The organism is Streptomyces sp. NPDC005485, from assembly GCF_040606085.1.
Classification (GTDB): Bacteria; Actinomycetota; Actinomycetes; order Streptomycetales; family Streptomycetaceae; genus Streptomyces.
The window spans coordinates 1-15,279 of the sequence record NZ_JBEXDZ010000077.1; the positions used below are offsets into that span (position 1 = coordinate 1).

At 68.4% G+C, this 15,279-nt stretch carries 15 protein-coding genes; 5 read left to right on the forward strand and 10 right to left on the reverse strand.

The genetic code is table 11. The features are described from left to right. Nucleotides 1–125: 125 nt before the first annotated feature. Both infA and ABZS97_RS24525 read right to left on the reverse strand, forming a co-directional pair. On the reverse strand, nt 126–350 hold the full coding sequence (gene infA, locus ABZS97_RS24520) for a translation initiation factor IF-1 (protein ID WP_356140480.1): 225 nt from the start codon (nt 348–350) through the stop codon (nt 126–128). After that, nucleotides 347–1,138: a GNAT family N-acetyltransferase gene (locus tag ABZS97_RS24525; RefSeq protein ID WP_356140481.1), complete on the reverse strand. Its 792-nt coding sequence runs from the start codon at nt 1,136–1,138 to the stop codon at nt 347–349. Before ABZS97_RS24525 ends, infA begins: the two co-directional genes overlap by 4 nt. Nucleotides 1,139–1,490: 352 nt before the next feature. Here ABZS97_RS24525 and ABZS97_RS24530 point away from each other — a divergent pair, with 352 nt between their 5' ends. Further along, the gene (locus ABZS97_RS24530; protein ID WP_356140482.1) at nt 1,491–2,285 is read left to right on the forward strand and encodes an alpha/beta hydrolase; all 795 of its coding nucleotides are present in this window, start codon (nt 1,491–1,493) and stop codon (nt 2,283–2,285) included. Nucleotides 2,286–2,304: 19 nt separating this feature from the next. Here ABZS97_RS24530 and ABZS97_RS24535 read toward each other — a convergent pair whose 3' ends face one another. Next, nucleotides 2,305–2,745, reverse strand: a complete 441-nt coding sequence (locus ABZS97_RS24535; protein WP_356140483.1) for a VOC family protein — start codon at nt 2,743–2,745, stop codon at nt 2,305–2,307. A 245-nt stretch (nt 2,746–2,990) separates the two neighbouring features. Here ABZS97_RS24535 and ABZS97_RS24540 point away from each other — a divergent pair, with 245 nt between their 5' ends. Together ABZS97_RS24540 and ABZS97_RS24545 are read left to right on the forward strand one after the other, a co-directional pair. Continuing rightward, on the forward strand, nt 2,991–3,308 hold the full coding sequence (locus ABZS97_RS24540; RefSeq protein ID WP_356140484.1) for a hypothetical protein: 318 nt from the start codon (nt 2,991–2,993) through the stop codon (nt 3,306–3,308). A 147-nt stretch (nt 3,309–3,455) separates the two neighbouring features. After that, on the forward strand, nt 3,456–4,031 hold the full coding sequence (locus tag ABZS97_RS24545) for a hypothetical protein (RefSeq protein WP_356140485.1): 576 nt from the start codon (nt 3,456–3,458) through the stop codon (nt 4,029–4,031). 80 nt (nt 4,032–4,111) lie between these two features. Here the strand turns inward: ABZS97_RS24545 and ABZS97_RS24550 are convergent, their stop codons facing one another. The 6 genes from ABZS97_RS24550 to ABZS97_RS24575 all read right to left on the reverse strand — a co-directional run bounded on the left by ABZS97_RS24550 (nt 4,112) and on the right by ABZS97_RS24575 (nt 12,898). Beyond that, nucleotides 4,112–5,530 (reverse strand): condensation domain-containing protein, encoded by a 1,419-nt coding sequence (locus tag ABZS97_RS24550; protein ID WP_356140486.1) that lies wholly within the window; start codon nt 5,528–5,530, stop codon nt 4,112–4,114. Nucleotides 5,531–5,903: 373 nt separating this feature from the next. Then, a complete protein-coding gene (locus tag ABZS97_RS24555; RefSeq protein WP_356140487.1) occupies nt 5,904–7,187 on the reverse strand; it encodes a ThuA domain-containing protein in 1,284 nt (427 codons plus the stop codon). 32 nt (nt 7,188–7,219) lie between these two features. Beyond that, nucleotides 7,220–9,373 carry an RICIN domain-containing protein gene (locus ABZS97_RS24560; protein ID WP_356140512.1) on the reverse strand — a complete coding sequence of 718 codons (2,154 nt, stop codon included), beginning with the start codon at nt 9,371–9,373 and terminating at the stop codon, nt 7,220–7,222. 108 nt (nt 9,374–9,481) lie between these two features. Further along, entirely contained in the window at nt 9,482–10,618 is a 1,137-nt protein-coding gene (locus ABZS97_RS24565; protein ID WP_356140488.1) for a chitinase, read from the reverse strand. A gap of 612 nt (nt 10,619–11,230) precedes the next feature. Further along, nucleotides 11,231–11,881, reverse strand: a complete 651-nt coding sequence (locus tag ABZS97_RS24570) for a dihydrofolate reductase family protein (protein ID WP_356140489.1) — start codon at nt 11,879–11,881, stop codon at nt 11,231–11,233. A 240-nt stretch (nt 11,882–12,121) separates the two neighbouring features. Then, nucleotides 12,122–12,898 (reverse strand): class I SAM-dependent methyltransferase, encoded by a 777-nt coding sequence (locus ABZS97_RS24575; protein ID WP_356140490.1) that lies wholly within the window; start codon nt 12,896–12,898, stop codon nt 12,122–12,124. Nucleotides 12,899–13,070: 172 nt separating this feature from the next. On the opposite strand from ABZS97_RS24575, the gene ABZS97_RS24580 reads away from it, so the two are divergent. Further along, nucleotides 13,071–13,910, forward strand: coding sequence for an endonuclease/exonuclease/phosphatase family protein (locus ABZS97_RS24580; RefSeq protein WP_356140513.1), 840 nt, complete (start codon nt 13,071–13,073; stop codon nt 13,908–13,910). Between the two features lie 129 nt (nt 13,911–14,039). Here the strand turns inward: ABZS97_RS24580 and ABZS97_RS24585 are convergent, their stop codons facing one another. Continuing rightward, a complete protein-coding gene (locus ABZS97_RS24585; protein WP_356140491.1) occupies nt 14,040–14,474 on the reverse strand; it encodes a DoxX family membrane protein in 435 nt (144 codons plus the stop codon). 85 nt (nt 14,475–14,559) lie between these two features. Here ABZS97_RS24585 and ABZS97_RS24590 point away from each other — a divergent pair, with 85 nt between their 5' ends. Then, complete coding sequence (locus ABZS97_RS24590) at nt 14,560–15,237, forward strand: helix-turn-helix domain-containing protein (protein ID WP_356140514.1); 678 nt, start codon at nt 14,560–14,562, stop codon at nt 15,235–15,237. The last annotated feature ends 42 nt before the right edge of the window (nt 15,238–15,279 follow it).

Here is a 15,279-nt window from a genome sequence, read left to right on the forward strand (position 1 = left end):
ACCCCGCACCCCCCCCCCACGCCGGGGGGGTGGCCCCGCGGCGCTCCCCTCGGGGGGGCCCCGGGCCCCCCCCCGCCGCCGCCCGCGGCCCCGGGATCACCTACCGGGGATGGCGCCGACCGGCGCTAGTTCCGGTACCGGAACACGATCCGGCCGCGCGTCAGGTCGTAGGGCGGGAGCTCCACCAGCACCCGGTCTTCCAGCATGATCTTGATGTAGTTCTTGCGGATCTTCCCGCTGATGTGCGCGAGGACTTGGTGGCCGTTCTCGAGCTCCACGGTGAACATGGCGCTGCGCAGGCACTCGACGACCTTGCCCTCGACTTCGATGACGTTCTTGGACTTCGTCATCGCACCAGCTCCAGGTTGCTGCTCGCCGGCTGGGCGCCGACGCCCTCGAACAGCGCCGAGGCCGCTTGGTTGGACTCTTGGACTTCGGCCCAGGCCGCGGCGAACCCGGAGCGGTGCAGCGTCCCCAGCGCGTGGCCGAGCAGCGCCCGTGCGATGCCGCGGCGCTGCTCGCCGGCGCGGACCGCGACCAGCCCGACACGTGGCCGGTTCACCGTCACCACCCGGATCAGACCCAGGTAGCGGTCCGCTGCCGCGGCCACCGCGTACTTCGACGGATCGACGATGGTGTCGCCTTCAGGCAGGCGAATCACCTCCGCAGGCATCGACTGCCACCCGACGCTCGCCCCGACTTCGTCACGGATCGCGCGGTCCACCGCCCGCAGCAGGCCCTCGTCCGCCTGACCGGCGGGAACGATCGTCACCCCTGAAGGTGGCAGGGCTTCGTCGAGCCCGGTGACCCGCGGGTCGGTCGGCACGACGTACTCCCACTCGCGGCGCCGGATCGTGAACCCGGCTCGCCGCCAGCCGGCCGTCAACTCGACGTCGGCTTCGTCGACGAGCGTGTACAGCGGCGCCGGCAGTTCCGCCAGCATCGCCTCGGCGAGCCGGTCGAAGACGGCGTCGTGCCAGGCGTCGATGCTGACGAACAACCGTCCGTCGGGCCGGTGCTCCGCATGCCCGCGGCCGACCACCAAGTCATCGTCCAGCGCATGCCATTGCCTGTCGGCGACGCGCGTGATCATCACCGCGTTGTCGCTCAGGCCAGATGTGAAAGGTTTTGTGTTCATCGGAGTCCCCTTCCGGGAGTGCCTCGATCTCAGGCGCTCCTGGCGACACCGAACGTCAGCCGTCGGACCGTGACGGATCGAGGGAGCACCCACGGGTAACTGTGTTCACGGGGGCTCACCTCCATACGACGACTTCACGGTCCATCAGGACCGTAGCAGCGGGGCACAGCCTCGCTCAAACCCTTTCCCGTGGATGGCCGGTGGATGGCCGGATGGGCTGCCGGAGTGTTCCGCCAGGGGATCACGGGCCTCGTTCGCCGACCGCTCGGCGAGCACCGGGACATCGAGATTCATACGCACGTCTTATACGCATGTCTTGCACAAGTGTATAGATCTCGTCTACGGTAATCCCATGAACACCGACACCCCCAAGCGCTCCGCGCTCACCATCAACGGCCGCACCCTCTCCTTCGTGGACTTCGGCGGCCCGGGCCTCCCGCTGATCGCGCTGCACGGACACATGTCCGAGGGCATGTCGTACGCCGATCTCGCCGGCCGCCTCGCCCCGGACTGGCGGCTCATAGCCCCCGACCAGCGCGGCCACGGCGCCTCCGACCGGGCAGCTGACTACAGCCGCGAGGGATACGTCGCCGACGTGGAAGCCCTCATGGACCACCTGGACTTGGAGCAAGCGGTCCTCCTCGGCCACTCGCTCGGGGCGATCAACGCCTACCAGTTCGCCGCCCGCCACCCCGAGCGCGTGACCGCGCTGATCAACGCCGAGGGTTGCGCCGAACTCGGCCTGGACGGCACCAATCCACTGGCCTTCGTCCTGAACCTGCCGGACGCCACCGCCACCAGCCGAGAAGCGTTCGTGGTGCAGCTCGGCCCCTTCGCCCCCTACCTCGAGTCCGCCGTCCACGAGCGGCCGGACGGCACCTGGGGCCTGCACTTCCACCCCCAGGACATCTACGACTCCGAGGACCAGGTGCACGGCGACCACTGGGCCGACTGGACCGGCTCCGCATGCCCCGCGCTGCTGGTACGCGGCACCAAGGGCGGTGTGCTGTCGGCAGAGCAGGCTGAACAGATGACCGCCCGACGACCCGGCACCCGCCTCGTCGAGCTGGAGACGGACCACTTCGTCTACGCCAACGACCCGGCCGGCTTCGCGAACGCGGTCCGCAGCTTCCTAACCTCGGTCTAGCCGCCCCCTCGAGCAGCTTTCAGCTGAGCTGCTCGGCCAGTCCGACGAGGATGCCCTCGGGGCCGCGGACGTAACAGAGCAGATAGCTGTTTTCGAACTGCTGCACCTCGCCGACGAGTTCGGCGCCATGGGTTTGGAGGCGGGCAAGGACGTCCTCGATGTTGTCGACGGCGAACATGATGCGCCGAATTCCCAACGTGTTCGTCGGTGCGTTTGCCGGCTCGGCGCTGATCGCCTTCGGCGTATGGAACTTCGTCAGCTCAAGCCGACTGTGGCCGTCCGGGGTCCTCATCATCGCGAGGTCCTGTCGGGCGCCGTCGAGCCCGATGACACGGTCCACCCAGCGTCCCTCGATCGGCATCCTGCCCTCCAGTTCCATCCCGAGTTCGACGAAGAACGCAATGGCAGCGTCAAGGTCGTCGACAACGATGAGGATGTTGTCCATCCGCCGGATCGTCATGCTGGGTCTCCTTGGTGGGGTACGGGCCACGGTGGCCGCATCCTCTCCCAAGACGGAGCCCCCGTGCCGTCCTGGCGGCTTGACCGACCGCATGGGGAAGATGCGGCGCCGTCTGTCGCCTGCTGGTCACACGAGGTGATGAGCCCTCGAAGGCGCCATCAGCGTGATGTACGGCCGTGGCCGCAACCGAAGCGGCACCGAGGGGACTCTCGACCAGTACACAACTCGCCTGCAAGGAGACAGAGATGACCCCCTGGAGCAACGAGACCCTCAGTTCCTGCGCCTTCGTCGACCCCTACGCCGTAACTCCCAGTGACACCGCGTGGCCGACTCCGGCCGAGCCCGTCGATGACATCGACTACTTCCTGCCGCCGCCCAACCCCGCCCACCGCCTCAGCTACACCCTCGACCCGCACGACCGGCAACGCCTCGACCTGCATGCGGCACTCACCGCCGCCGGTATCCCCCCGATGCCCGAGGACCGCGCCGTCATCGACCAGCTCAGCGCTCTGCCCGCAGGCGTCCACCACGTCCTCCAGCGCTGGCTGCACCACACCCTGTGACCCCGGCAGAGCGAAGCGGAGCAGATACCGGAGGGGCCGTGCGTGCGGGCCATCCGGGCGAGGCCCCGGGGCCCGTGCGGCATGGTGCCCAGGGCCGCGGCGCCGTGCGGCTGATGCTGATGCCTCCCCCGCAGGAGAGGCCCGTGAGTGAAACCCAGCTCCCGAGTGACCCCGAGGCCGGCCGTCGCAGCGGACGATGACCTTCCCACTCCCGGGGTCACCGGCATCGGACTCGCCGCAGTGCTCACCTTCGCGCTCGCCCAGGGCTCGTGGCAGTGGTTCGCCACGTTCATCGGGGTGACGCTCCTTGCGGTGATCCTCGCCTTCCAGCAACGGCCGCAGTGGACGCCGGACATCCGCTCGTCGTACATGCGCGGCCTGGTCGCGTACGCGCTGGTCGTGGGCCTGTGCGTGGCGATCGCACTCGCGCCCCTGCTGCAGCGCCAGGCCTGGCTGTTTCCGATGCCGGGCACGCGCAGGGAGTGCGAGCTGACAGGCAGGTACGAGGCCCTCCACGTGAAGGCCGCGCTGGGGAACCTGGCCGGCGGTGACCGTGCTGCCCTGGCGTTCACGCAGGACGACCATGCCCGCAAGGCCGTTGCCGAGTGCCTGGCGGCCACGACGACTCTGTGGCTGCCCCTGTACGGGCTGGGGGCGGCGGTACTGGTGGGGGCCGTTGCGTGGTTCCGCGACCGGTCCCGGCCCGGTTCCGTGAGCTACTGACGGCATCGGTGTGGTGGCGGACCTCCACGTCCTGCTCACCTAACAGGTGACGTCCCGCAGGACGTGACACGACAGGGGTCTCAGCGCCCGACCATTTTCCTGGTAGTGGACATCCCCAAGGCTTCCCGGGCCACCGTAACCACGCGCTCCCGCACCAACTCCACGCACCGCCGCATGTTCTTGTCCGCGGCATCGGTGTCCGGGAGCCGGCAGGCGAACTGCAGGCCCTCGTGGACCCTGGTCACCCACGCGCACACCTGATCGCCGTACGACACCCGGATCAGGCCGTACGCCTTCAGCTCCTGCCAGCGCTCCGAACCAGGAAGGCCGCGCGAGTCGACGTAGGAGACGATCGAGTAGAGGTCGGGGGACGTGGGCCGGAAGTCGGCGCCCAGCAGGGACAGTACGCGGGCGATGGGCATGCGGGAGAGCGGCCGGTTCTCGCGCAGTGCGGCGCGGACCATACGCAGGGCATGTTCGAAGTCCGTCGCATGTTCCACGGGGATCTCGATCGGCGCGCCGCCCACGTACCAGCCGACCGAGTCGGCCCAGCGGGACTTGGCCCGGGTGTGGAAGGGCACGACGGTTCGGTACACGTCCAGCCCGCTGATCTCGCGGGCTGCGAGCGCGACGGCCGCCAGGACACCGACGAGACTTCCGCCGTAGGGACGGCAGTACGCCTCGAAGGCCGCGGCGTCCGTGTCGTCCACGAGCATCTCCTCGAGGAACTTCTGCTCGGGCAGCGGTCCTTCGGGGTCGAGGCCGAGGTCGACGGGGAAGTTCGGCAGCTTGCCGTCGCAGCGGGCGATGAACTCCCGCCAGCGGGACACGACGGTGTGCGTGTCGTCGATCCGGTCGGCGTCCGTGCGCTCGTCCGCGCAGAAGTCGATGTAGCTGGCGACGGGTGCCGTCTCCACGGCCCGCCCGGCGCGACCGGCATCGTAGAGCTCGTGGATCTCCCCCGCGATGCGATGGATCGAGTACGCGTCGACGTTGCTGTGGTCGAACGCCAGGTACACGCTCGCGCCGTCGTCCCGGACGACCGCCGTGAAGAGGAAGTTCGGCCAGGTGAGCGCGTCCGCCGCCACGTCGAAACGGTCCTGCAGATACCGGGTCAGCGTCCCCGCGTCGGCGAAGTCCCCGACGTCCTCACGGTGCAGGGCCACGGCGTCGGGGTCCAGGGTGAACCGCCGCATCTCGTCACCGGCCCACCGGAAGCCGCTGCGCAGGGTCTCGTGCCGGAGCATCCAGGTCCGCAACGCGCCCTGCAGCACGTCGAGTTCGATAAGTCCCGGGATGTCGAAGGCCGTACCGAGCCAGGTCGGCACGAACAGCCCGTCCTGGCGCACCGATCGCGCCGTACGAATGTGGGACTCCTGCACGTATGCCGGTGGCCGCGCGTCGTCCGGCAGCGCTCGCGCCGCCCCTACGGCCGTCGGGTGCAGCGTCCACTCGACAAGTCGTCCGGGTCGGATCTCGCACCGCTGAAGGTCGGTCATGCGCACAGGACTCTCCGTTCGCCCGCCCACGGGAGGCCGCCGGGCATCACTGTCGATCCACGCCTCCATGCCGCTCGGGCACCGCTCATTGCATGAGGAGATCAACGATCGGATATTCCGAAAGCAACGCCGTGAACGAGCCTGCGGATCAATCCATTCAGCTTCTGCACAGCAGCTGAACCGAGAGACGGTGTCGCAGCGACCGATCCGCTGCCTGCGCCACCGGAAACGACCAGGCTCGCCTGGCGCGGCGGAGGTGCCCGGGGCTCTCCGAAGCCCCGGGCACCTCCGCGTCGCTCACCACCCCGTGCGCGGCGGTAATGCCTCCATGCAGTCCATGGCCTGATTCAGCCGCTCCGGCGCTCCTGGGCCGTCAGGGCCGGCTGGTCAGCGTGAAGCTCTGGGTCGAGGAGTTGTCGCAGGTCCGTTGGGTCAGCTGGACGCTGTTCGTCGCGGCGGTGGCCGTGCTCAGGCACTTTCCGCTGTGCCGGGCGATGAAGTGATACCGCCCGCTTGTCTCCTTCACGGGCTGCCACTGCTGGTTCATGCCGTTGGACCAACTCCACAGCTGAAGAGGCGCGTTGTCGGCCGTGGAGCGGTCGGTGACGTCGACGACCTGCTGCGGGTTGCCGCGGGCGGTGATGCGGCTGTAGCCGCCGTCCTTGGCGCGGAACTGGAACTGCTGCGCCTGCGTGCCGTTGCAGGTGTACTGCTGAACGGCGGTCCCGTTCGCCGTGGCCGCGGGCCGGGTGTCCACGCAGGTGCCGTTCGCCTGGCTTGTCAGTGAGTACCAGGCGGTCTCGGAGATGCCGTCGTCCGGGGGCGACGTCGTGTCCGCGCCGCCTAGCCACTTCAGGCCGTCCAGCAGGAACCGGTTCTGCGTCTCACTGGCGAACGTCGACGACAGACGCGTGTTGGTCTGGTAGTTCATCGCGTTGTGGCCGAAGTTCGCGTACAGCATCCTGTACTGCGTGTTGGTCCACAGGATCGGGTAATACCCGCTGTACCAGGACTGGTTGGGGTCGGTGCCCAGCGGGAAGCTGCTGGGGTCGACCGATGCCAGAATCTTGATGTTCGGGTTCTGCCGCAGGTCGTTGGACCAGCTGTACCACTCGCTGACCGACGAGGTGAACGTGGCCGGCAGGTTCCTGGTCGAGGGGTGGGTACGGTCCTCGACCTTGAGTGTCGCCGACGTCGGTCCCCAGGTGTTGGTGCTGAAGTTCCCGCTGCCCAGGAACTGGTTGTGGTACCAGGGCCAGCTGCCGGCCTCGGTCGTGAAGGCGGCGACATGGAAGCCCATCCAGGCGCCGCCGCCGCGCATGTACTGCTCGAACCCCGTGCGCTGGGCGGCGGTCTGCGGCAGGTCGTCGAGGAACAGGACGACCTGGTAGCCGTTCACCCCGCCGTTGCTCAGCAGGTCCCAGTTGTTGCTGGCCGTGTAGGTGAACCCGTTGGCTGCGGCCTGCTTGGGGAACCAGTCGTTGGCCTCCTTGACGAAGTCGATGTGCGCGGCATCCCAGGTGCCGCTGTAGAGCGCAAGCACCTTGAACGGGGAGGCGGCGGGGGCGGCGTGCGCGGGCGTCACGGCCAGGCCCAGCAGCGTGGCCAGCAGGAGCAGCCCCCGCAGTACCGCGCGCACCGGTGCGGATTCGGTCACATGTCGCAAGGGATCGATCCCCTCTCTGCGGTTCACGGGTAACTGACCAGGTTGGCCACGTTGGTGGCCGAGTCGGAGGGACCGCCCCGGTCGTTGACGACGTGCCGGATGGTGCCGGTGCCGCCCAGTGACACGGTCACCATGTCCTTGAAGCGGACGTTCGCGGTGTTCGGTGCCTCGATGGCGTGCTCGGCGGTGACCGCCGGGTTGGCGTTGAAGTAGCAGTAGCTGCCGAAGCCGTACACCTGGTGGCTGGTCACCGAGTTCGCGACCTTGTAGGCGGCATAGCCCTGGGTGGAGCCGTTCGTCCAGGCGGCCTGGTTGGGCGGGTCGTAGGGCATCTCGTTCTGGTAAAAGTACGTGCGGCCGCCGTTGCCGTTCCAGAGGGTCTGGTGCTTCTGGTAGTGCTCGACGAACAGCCCGTACATGGTGACGTCGTCGCCGTTGACCACGAGTCCGGTGTCGGCGGTGTTGCTGGTCCAGCCGACCCCGCTGCCGTGGTCGGCGCGCCAGAGCCACAGGTGGTCGCCGATGACGTCGTCGCTGTTGATCGTCAGGCTCGTGGTCGCCTTGCCGACGCCGGCGCCGCCGATCCGGAAGAACACGTCGTGCAGCGAACTCGGGTCGGCGCTGTGGTCCGCCGAGGAGCCGTTGGGGCCCAGTTCCATCAGCTGCGCCGAGTTGGTGGTCCCCGCGTCGATCAGCAGGCCGGCCAGCTGGACACCGTCCACGTCGGCGACGGACATCGCGGTGATGCCGTTGTCCGGGATGAGTGTGGCGAGCCCGAGGCCCAGGACCACGGTGTCGGCACGAGTGACCTTGAGTGTCTGACCGAGGTGGTAGACACCCGGGGTGACCAGCAGGTTCTTGCCCGCGGCGAGCGCGTCGTTCATCTGCGCGGCCGTGGCACCCGGCTTGACGACGAAGAAGTCGGAGAGCGGCAGTGACGTACCGGCAGGTGTGCCCGAACTCCACGAGGTGCCACTGGAGTTGGAGCGCACCGAGGGCACGAACACCTTGTAGGCGCCGGCCGCGTCGACGTACAGGAAGGGCTTCTCGCGGGAGAGCGGTGTCTGAGCGACGGTGGTGTAGGGCGGGTTGGGGAAGCTGTTGGCCGGTGCGTTCCTGGCGCCGACGAACACCATGTTCCAGTTGGAGCCGGTCCAGCTCGACCAGTCGGTGTTGCGGGACAGCCACTGCTGCTGCGATCCCGACCTGACCTGTCCGTCGACCTTGGTGTCGGCCATGTAGCCGCCGCTGGACCAACCGCCGTCGTCCAGCTGGAGGTTGCCGCGCAGGTGCATACGCCGGTAGGGGGCCGCCTGCGACACCGCCCAGCGGTCGGTCCCGGATGTCGGGGTCACCGACAGGTTCTCGGCCGACCGCCAGAAGTTCTGCGTGGCGTTGCCCTGGAACCAGTCCGCCTCCGCGTGCACCGCGCCGCGGATGTTCACGTCGTCGGGCGACAGACCGAGGCCCGCGACCTGGGTGTAGAAGCCGACATTGGCGTCGGCGGTGTAGGTGCCCGGCTTGAAGAGGAAGGCCTTGCGAGCCGTGCCGAACTGGTTGGTCTCCTGCTGGGCGAAGGCCGCGTTCAGGCTGCTCTGGACCGTCGCGGCCGGGGTCGAGGGGTCGAAGACCGTGACGTTCGGGCCGAGGTCGGGAGTGCCTGGGGGCTGCGAGGCGTCGACCGGATTGACGTAGAAGGACTGGGCCTGGCTGCCGTTGCAGGAGTACTGCTGGAGCTGGACGCTGTCGGCCGTCGACGCGCCCGGCACGTCGAGGCACTTGCCGCTGTTGCGGTTCACGAAGCGGTAGGTGCCGCCGGACTCGGCCACGGCCTGCCACTGCTGGTTGTTCCCGCCGCTGTAGGTCCACAGCTGTACGCCCGCGCCGTCGGCGGTCGACACGTCGGTGACATCCCAGGCCTTCGTGGCGTCGGGACGGTTGGCGACCTGGGCGTATCCGCCCGAGGTGTCCTTGAACTGCCACTGCTGGGCCTGGCTGGTGTTGCAGGCGTACTGCTGGACGACGGTGCCGTCGGCGGTCCCCGCGGAGCGGGCGTCGACGCACTTGCCGCTCTTGGCGTTGACGACGGTGGCCCAGCCGGTGGGCAGGGCCTCGGCGGCCGTCGTCACAGCCGGCGCAGGCGCGGCGCTCGCCACACCTGTTACGGCGGTCGCCACCAGGGCGAACACGCCGAGCAGTCTCGGTATCCGGCCGCGGCCGGGTTCTCGCGTCGTTCTGGACACGGATTCTCCTGGAGGTGGGGGTGGGAGGGGTGAGCCGCGGCCTCAGCCGGTGTACTTGGCGAAGATGCCGGTGAACTGCCAGGGGGTCTGCGCCACGCCCGAGCAGGTGTCGTCGTTCGGGTAGCTGCCGGAGCACGGGCGGTCGCGGTTGGCCGACCAGAACGTCAGCCGTGCCAGGTGGTGCTGCTGCGCGTAGCCGAGGATGGTCCGGAAGTCGGCGAGGGTGACGGTCTCGTTGACGTCGGTGATGCCGTTCATGGAGGAGATCCCCATGCCGCGGTACGCCTGGTCGTCGCTGTAGCCGTACGCACTCTTGAGGGCCGCCTTGAGCCCCTCGGCCGCCCGCAGGGTGAGCGTGCCCATGTTCTGGCCGGCGCCGCCGAAGTCGAACGGCATGATGGTCCAGCTGTCGACGGTCAGCCCGGCGGCCGCGGCCCGCTTGATGAGGCTGGTGTCGGGCCCGCCCTGGTCCGTGCCGATGGTGACGTACACCTTGAGGCCCGGGTTGGCTGCCTTCACGGCCTTCAGCGCGTCCACGGTGCGCTGCTGGACCGTGCCGTTGCTGTAGGCGTCTGCCTCCAGGTCGATGTCGATGGCCTTGAGGCCGTAGGCGTTGATGACCTTCTGGTAGGCCGCCGCGAGTTCGCCCGCGCTGGAGCAGGAGCTCTCCAGCTTGTTGCCGCTGTAACCGCCGAAGGACGGAATGATGTCACCGCCGCCCGCCCGCACGGTGGTGACGGTCCGCTGGTCCACGCCGCCGGTCAGCGGACGGCTGCCGTCCCACTGCGGGGTGCAGTACCCGTTGCTCAGGACGAAGGCCAGCGTGAACCACTTGACGCCGGTGGCGTTCATGACGGCGGCCGGGTCGGGCGGGCTGCCCCAGCCGTTGTAGAGGTACGGGGCGACCGCCATCGGCGCGACCGGGGCCGGGCCGGCGGAACCGGGCGCGGTCCACTTCTGGTTGGCCGCGGCAATGCCGTTGCAACCGTGGACCTGAACGGCCGTGCCGTTGGCGGAACTTGCTCCGGCCACGTCGGGACACTTGCCGCCGACTCCGGTGATGGTGCCGGTGGCGGCCGCCGCGGGTGATGCGGTGAGAGCGCCGGCCGAGAGAGTCAGTACTGCGGTCGAGAGGGTGATGCGCAGTGCGGTGGAACGCGTGCGGGGGCGTTTGGCCATGGGGGGCAGCCCTTCACGGGTGGCTGATGGTGGGGGGCAGGGTGCGTTCATGTGGGTGAACGACGAGCGCATGCGTGGAGGCTTGGTGATCGGTGAACTTAAAGGTCTGAACCAGACACGTCAAGAGATGAAGCACGAAGACGCCGGAATTGGCATGCGGGCAGTAGGAGTTGAAGACGCCTGCCGCTTTTCGGGCACTGAATCGGCCGTCGCCCCGTCAGGTGGCGGGACGACGGCCGACCGACCGGACGGGCCGGCGGCCAGGCAGGCCGGTGCAGGACCAGCGATGCGGCCGTCAGGGATTCAGGGACGCCGGTGAGCGCCCGTACGATGTCTGTTCGGAGCCGCCCCGCTCCCTGGCACGCGAGGGACTCGACGGTCGGCGCCGCGAGGATTCGTGGGATCCCGCCGCCGCGAGCCCCGACCGGGCCGCGCCGCCGAGACACGCAGCCGCGGTCCCGAAGCTCTACCCAGGCCGCTTCGAACGGCCCAAGTACCGGGGAACGCCGTTCACTTGTTAAACGGCGGACATCCATTCCGCCCGCGCTGGGTCACCGCCACGACCTCCGAGCGCTCGCCTCCGCCACGCCGAGATCCCCGAGGGCCCTCGCGTCATTTTCGCCAGAACAGGTGATGCGTCACGCCGCTCGGGCTGGGCACGACCTCCAGTTGGAACCGGTCGAGCAGCTCATCGGGCGACTCCCAGAGTTTGAGGCCGGACCCGAGTTCCACCGGCGAGACCACTACGTGCAGGGTGTCGACGAGGTCGGCGTCGAGGAACTGCCGGATGGTGGTGACCCCACCGCCGAGTCGGACGTCCTTGCCCTGTGCCGCCTCCCGCGCCTGTTCGAGCACTGCGGCCGGGTCGCCGTCGACGAAGTGAAAGGTGGTGTCGGAGAGCGTGATCGAAGGACGCCCGTGGTGGGTCATGACGAACACCGGGGTGTGAAACGGGGGCTCGTCGCCCCACCAGCCGCGCCAGTCATGGTCCAGCCACGGCCCGCGCTGGGGGCCGAACTTGTTGCGGCCCATGATCTCGGCGCCGATGTTGCGTGCGAAGTCCCGCGTGAAGTAGTCGTCGAGGCCGCGGCTCCCTCCGGCATCGGTGCGCATGGGCCAGCTCGCCGTGGCACCGGCCCAGCCGAACAGCCTTTCGGCGTGGGCGAGGCCGAACGGGTTCTCAAGGCTCTGGCTCCGGCTCTCACCGGCACCGATTCCGTCGCTTGAGACATTGAAGTTCATGACTCTCAGCAGCTGCTCCATGTGTCTCCTCATCAGGTCCTGTCGCATCCCATGTGGCGATGCGCTCCACATCGGTACGTCGAACGGGACATGGCCGGATCGACAGCGGCCTGTAAGTTCTCCGCAGCGTGCCCAGGCGTGGGGGCAGCCCAGCCGACCGTAACAAGGCGGCCGACAGCTGCATCGGCGCTCCGTACCGGCGCGCCCTGCACGGCTGCCTGGCGTGTTCGACGCATTCCGTCCGCGGAGAGGTGGAGTCACCTACTCAGCGGCGCGGGCCCTGAGCAGCGGCTGGAAAAAGCCTGTCTCCTGCGGCATCCGCCACTCGGGGTCGACAAACCCGGCCTCGACTGCGAGGCCGGCCAGTCGGTCCCGGCCAATTGCCCAGTACGTGGTCCGGCGGACCTTGACGCGCCATGCTCCGCCTGCCGGAAGGAGTTGGAAGTGCTCCAAGTCGTAGTGCTCGCCGTCGTCGTGCCAGTCCCAGAGCTGGAAAGTGACGGTGCGTTCTTCGCCGTCGGCGCAGTCGACGTCCTTGTGGACTTGTGGAGGCATCGAGGTGGGGCGGTCGCCCAGCAGGTCGTCGTAGTTGCGTGTGCTGACCAGCAGCAGGCCGGCCGGACGCAGTACGCGGCGCATCTCGGCCAGGGCGGCGTGCACATCCTGCTCCGTCAGCAGGTGAGGCAGCGAGTTGTCGGCGCAGACGACTGTGTCGAACCGGCCATCTGGAAACGGGAGGCGCCGCATGTCGGCAGCGGCCGTGCGCAGGCTCAGGTTCCGGGAGGCGGCCTCACGTGCAGCGCGGGCGGCGGCGCGGTGGCTGAGGTCGGTCCCGGTGACCTGGTGCCCGCGCTGCGCCAGAGCGATGGCCTGCGTGCCGATGCCGCAGGAACAGTCGAGAACCGCCGCGCGATCTTGGCCGATCAGGGCGTCCAGGGCGTTCCCCTGCCGGCGGATGCTCGCGTCCCAGTCCGGATAGATCAGGTGGTAGTCGTCGGCCAGTTCGTCGTAGAAGTGCGCCACCGATGTCTCGGGCATGGGCCGAGATTACCGTGCCACCCTCCACAGGCCCGTGCTGGTCCAAGCGCTGCGCGCTCCGGCAGCGCAGCGGCGTCACTCTTTCTCGTGCCCCATTCCCTGGGCTGAGCGCTGTGTCATAACCTCCTGCAGGACGACGTCGGATGATCTGTCCATCCACGGTGTGGAGGCGATGGTGCTCAGAAGGGCCACGCGGTTGCTCGCGGGCGCCATGGCCGTGACCTGGGTGGTGCTCGTCGGCCCCAGTGCACCAAGCGGTGCTGTTTCCGCCAGGTCACTGCCTGTCGGAGCCGTCAGGGATGTCGTACCGAACCGGGTCATGACGTGGAACATCTGCAACCCCTGCGACAAGAGCAACGTCGACCGGGCGGCGGAGATCGCCGCGTTTGCGCCCCAGGTCGTCGGCCTCCAAGAAGCATGCGTAGGTGACGTGGAGAGGATCCGGGAGTATCTCGAGAACCTTCACGGACTCGTCTACCACGTCGAGTACGGGACGGTTCTTCGGAATTGGGGACGTTGCGGGGGAATGCCGTGGAGTCCGGGGGCCTTCGGCCAGGCGATCCTCTCGGCTGCACCGATGACTGACCTCGTCAACGTGGAATATCCCGACGGCGGTTCGGAGGACCGTGGGTACATGGCGGTCACCACGACTGTGGGCGGCCGGCTCGTCCGGGTCTTCAACACACATCTCGCCCAACGTCAGCAAGAGGCAGTCCGAGCGGGTCAGGTCGGCGTACTCGCCGCAGAGATCGCCCGACACGACCGCGCGATCGTTGTCGGCGACTTCAACGCTGCGCCGGACGCCCCTGAACTCTCCAGGATCTGGGCACTGGCCGCGGATACAGACCCCCAGTGCCATCCCTCGCCCACTGGCAGCTGCAAGCCGACCACCGACTGGCAGAGCAAGTTCGACTACATTTTCCTGCGAGGCGTCGTCCGGCTCGATCACCATGTGCATCCGACCCCGTACTCGGACCACCACCTGCTGTACAGCGACCTGGACCTGACTTAAGTGGCATCCCGGCCGAGTCGGCCGACGACGGTCTGTTCGCCCTTCAAGCCATAAGTCCGCGCATCGCCTCAGCGGCAGCAGAACCGGAGAGCCCGCCCGACGGAGCCATTCGGCATGCGTCGCGCCGGCTCAGTGCTCCCGCTTGCCGTGGTAGCGCTCGGCGAGGCGCGCCAGTGCGACGGCGGCGAGAAGGAGGCCGAAGTCGCGCAGTGCGATGTCGTAGTAGTCGGGGATGGTCAGCAGGTTGACGATGATGCCGGCCAGCCAGCCGGCCACCAGCCAGGCTCCGAAGCGGGGAGCGAGGGCCACGGCGATGCCTGCCACGATTTCGATCACACCCACGGCGTACATGGCTGCCTGAGCGCTGCCGGGCACGATGTCGTTGATCCACGGCGCGAGGTAGTTGGGCCAGTCCACGAGCAGGTTGGCGAACTTGTCCAGCCCGAACAGGATCGGCGCCACCGTGAAGGCGATGCGCAGGATCGCGAACGCCTGATAGCCGGGATCGGCGAACAGTGCGCGACGTGGCGTGACGGACGTGGTGGTTGTGGTTGCGGAGGACATGGCAACCTCTCCTTCTATCGACAACTCTCATTACTTATAGAAGCGCCGATCCCTTCTTTAGTCAATGGCTGTTGGTTTTACACTGGTGTTCGTGGACGACCCGAAGGAAGTACGCGACGCCGATGTCTCCGCCATCGCCGCTCTGGACGAGCCGACGCGCAGGAGGCTGTACGACCATGTGGTGCGCCGGCCCGGCCCCGTCAGCCGGGACGACGCGGCCGCCGCGCTGGGCCTGGCGCGCCAGACCGCGGCGTTCCACCTCGACCGTCTGGCCGATGAAGCCCTGCTCGACGTGGTCTACGAGCGACGCAGCGGACGGGCGGGCCCGGGGGCGGGCCGGCCGGCCAAGCTGTACCGGCGTTCGACGAAACAGATCGCGGTCAGCCTGCCGGACCGGCGCTACGAGCTCGCCGGACGACTCCTCGCACAGTCCGTGGAGGAATCCGGCGCAACCGGTGAGCCGGTACGAGATGTGCTGCACCGCAAGGCCGAAGAGCTCGGCACGCTGCTGGGCGAGCCGGGCAGCGGGGGCCTTTTCGACCTGCTGGAGCAGCACGGGTTCGAGCCGCGGCACGAAGAAGGCGCCATTGTGCTCGGCAACTGCCCCTTCCATGCCCTGGCCCGCGAGTACACACAGACGGTCTGCGGCATGAACCTGCATCTGCTGCGCGGTGTCCTGCACGGGCTGGGCGAGTGCGGGTACACGGCATGCCTGTCGCCCAGCCCGGGCCGGTGCTGCGTCCGCTTGGAGCCTGTCGCCTGATCACCTCATGTCAGAAGCCGCGCCGCAAGCATGAGTCGGCGC

Coding starts and splice junctions, on each gene's coding strand:
- infA (WP_356140480.1), bottom strand. CDS start 350: ATGACGAAGTCCAAGAACGTCATCGAAGTCGAGGGCAAGGTCGTCGAG.
- ABZS97_RS24525 (WP_356140481.1), bottom strand. CDS start 1,138: ATGAACACAAAACCTTTCACATCTGGCCTGAGCGACAACGCGGTGATG.
- ABZS97_RS24530 (WP_356140482.1), top strand. CDS start 1,491: ATGAACACCGACACCCCCAAGCGCTCCGCGCTCACCATCAACGGCCGC.
- ABZS97_RS24535 (WP_356140483.1), bottom strand. CDS start 2,745: ATGACGATCCGGCGGATGGACAACATCCTCATCGTTGTCGACGACCTT.
- ABZS97_RS24540 (WP_356140484.1), top strand. CDS start 2,991: ATGACCCCCTGGAGCAACGAGACCCTCAGTTCCTGCGCCTTCGTCGAC.
- ABZS97_RS24550 (WP_356140486.1), bottom strand. CDS start 5,530: ATGACCGACCTTCAGCGGTGCGAGATCCGACCCGGACGACTTGTCGAG.
- ABZS97_RS24565 (WP_356140488.1), bottom strand. CDS start 10,618: ATGGCCAAACGCCCCCGCACGCGTTCCACCGCACTGCGCATCACCCTC.
- ABZS97_RS24570 (WP_356140489.1), bottom strand. CDS start 11,881: ATGGAGCAGCTGCTGAGAGTCATGAACTTCAATGTCTCAAGCGACGGA.
- ABZS97_RS24575 (WP_356140490.1), bottom strand. CDS start 12,898: ATGCCCGAGACATCGGTGGCGCACTTCTACGACGAACTGGCCGACGAC.
- ABZS97_RS24580 (WP_356140513.1), top strand. CDS start 13,071: ATGGTGCTCAGAAGGGCCACGCGGTTGCTCGCGGGCGCCATGGCCGTG.
- ABZS97_RS24585 (WP_356140491.1), bottom strand. CDS start 14,474: ATGTCCTCCGCAACCACAACCACCACGTCCGTCACGCCACGTCGCGCA.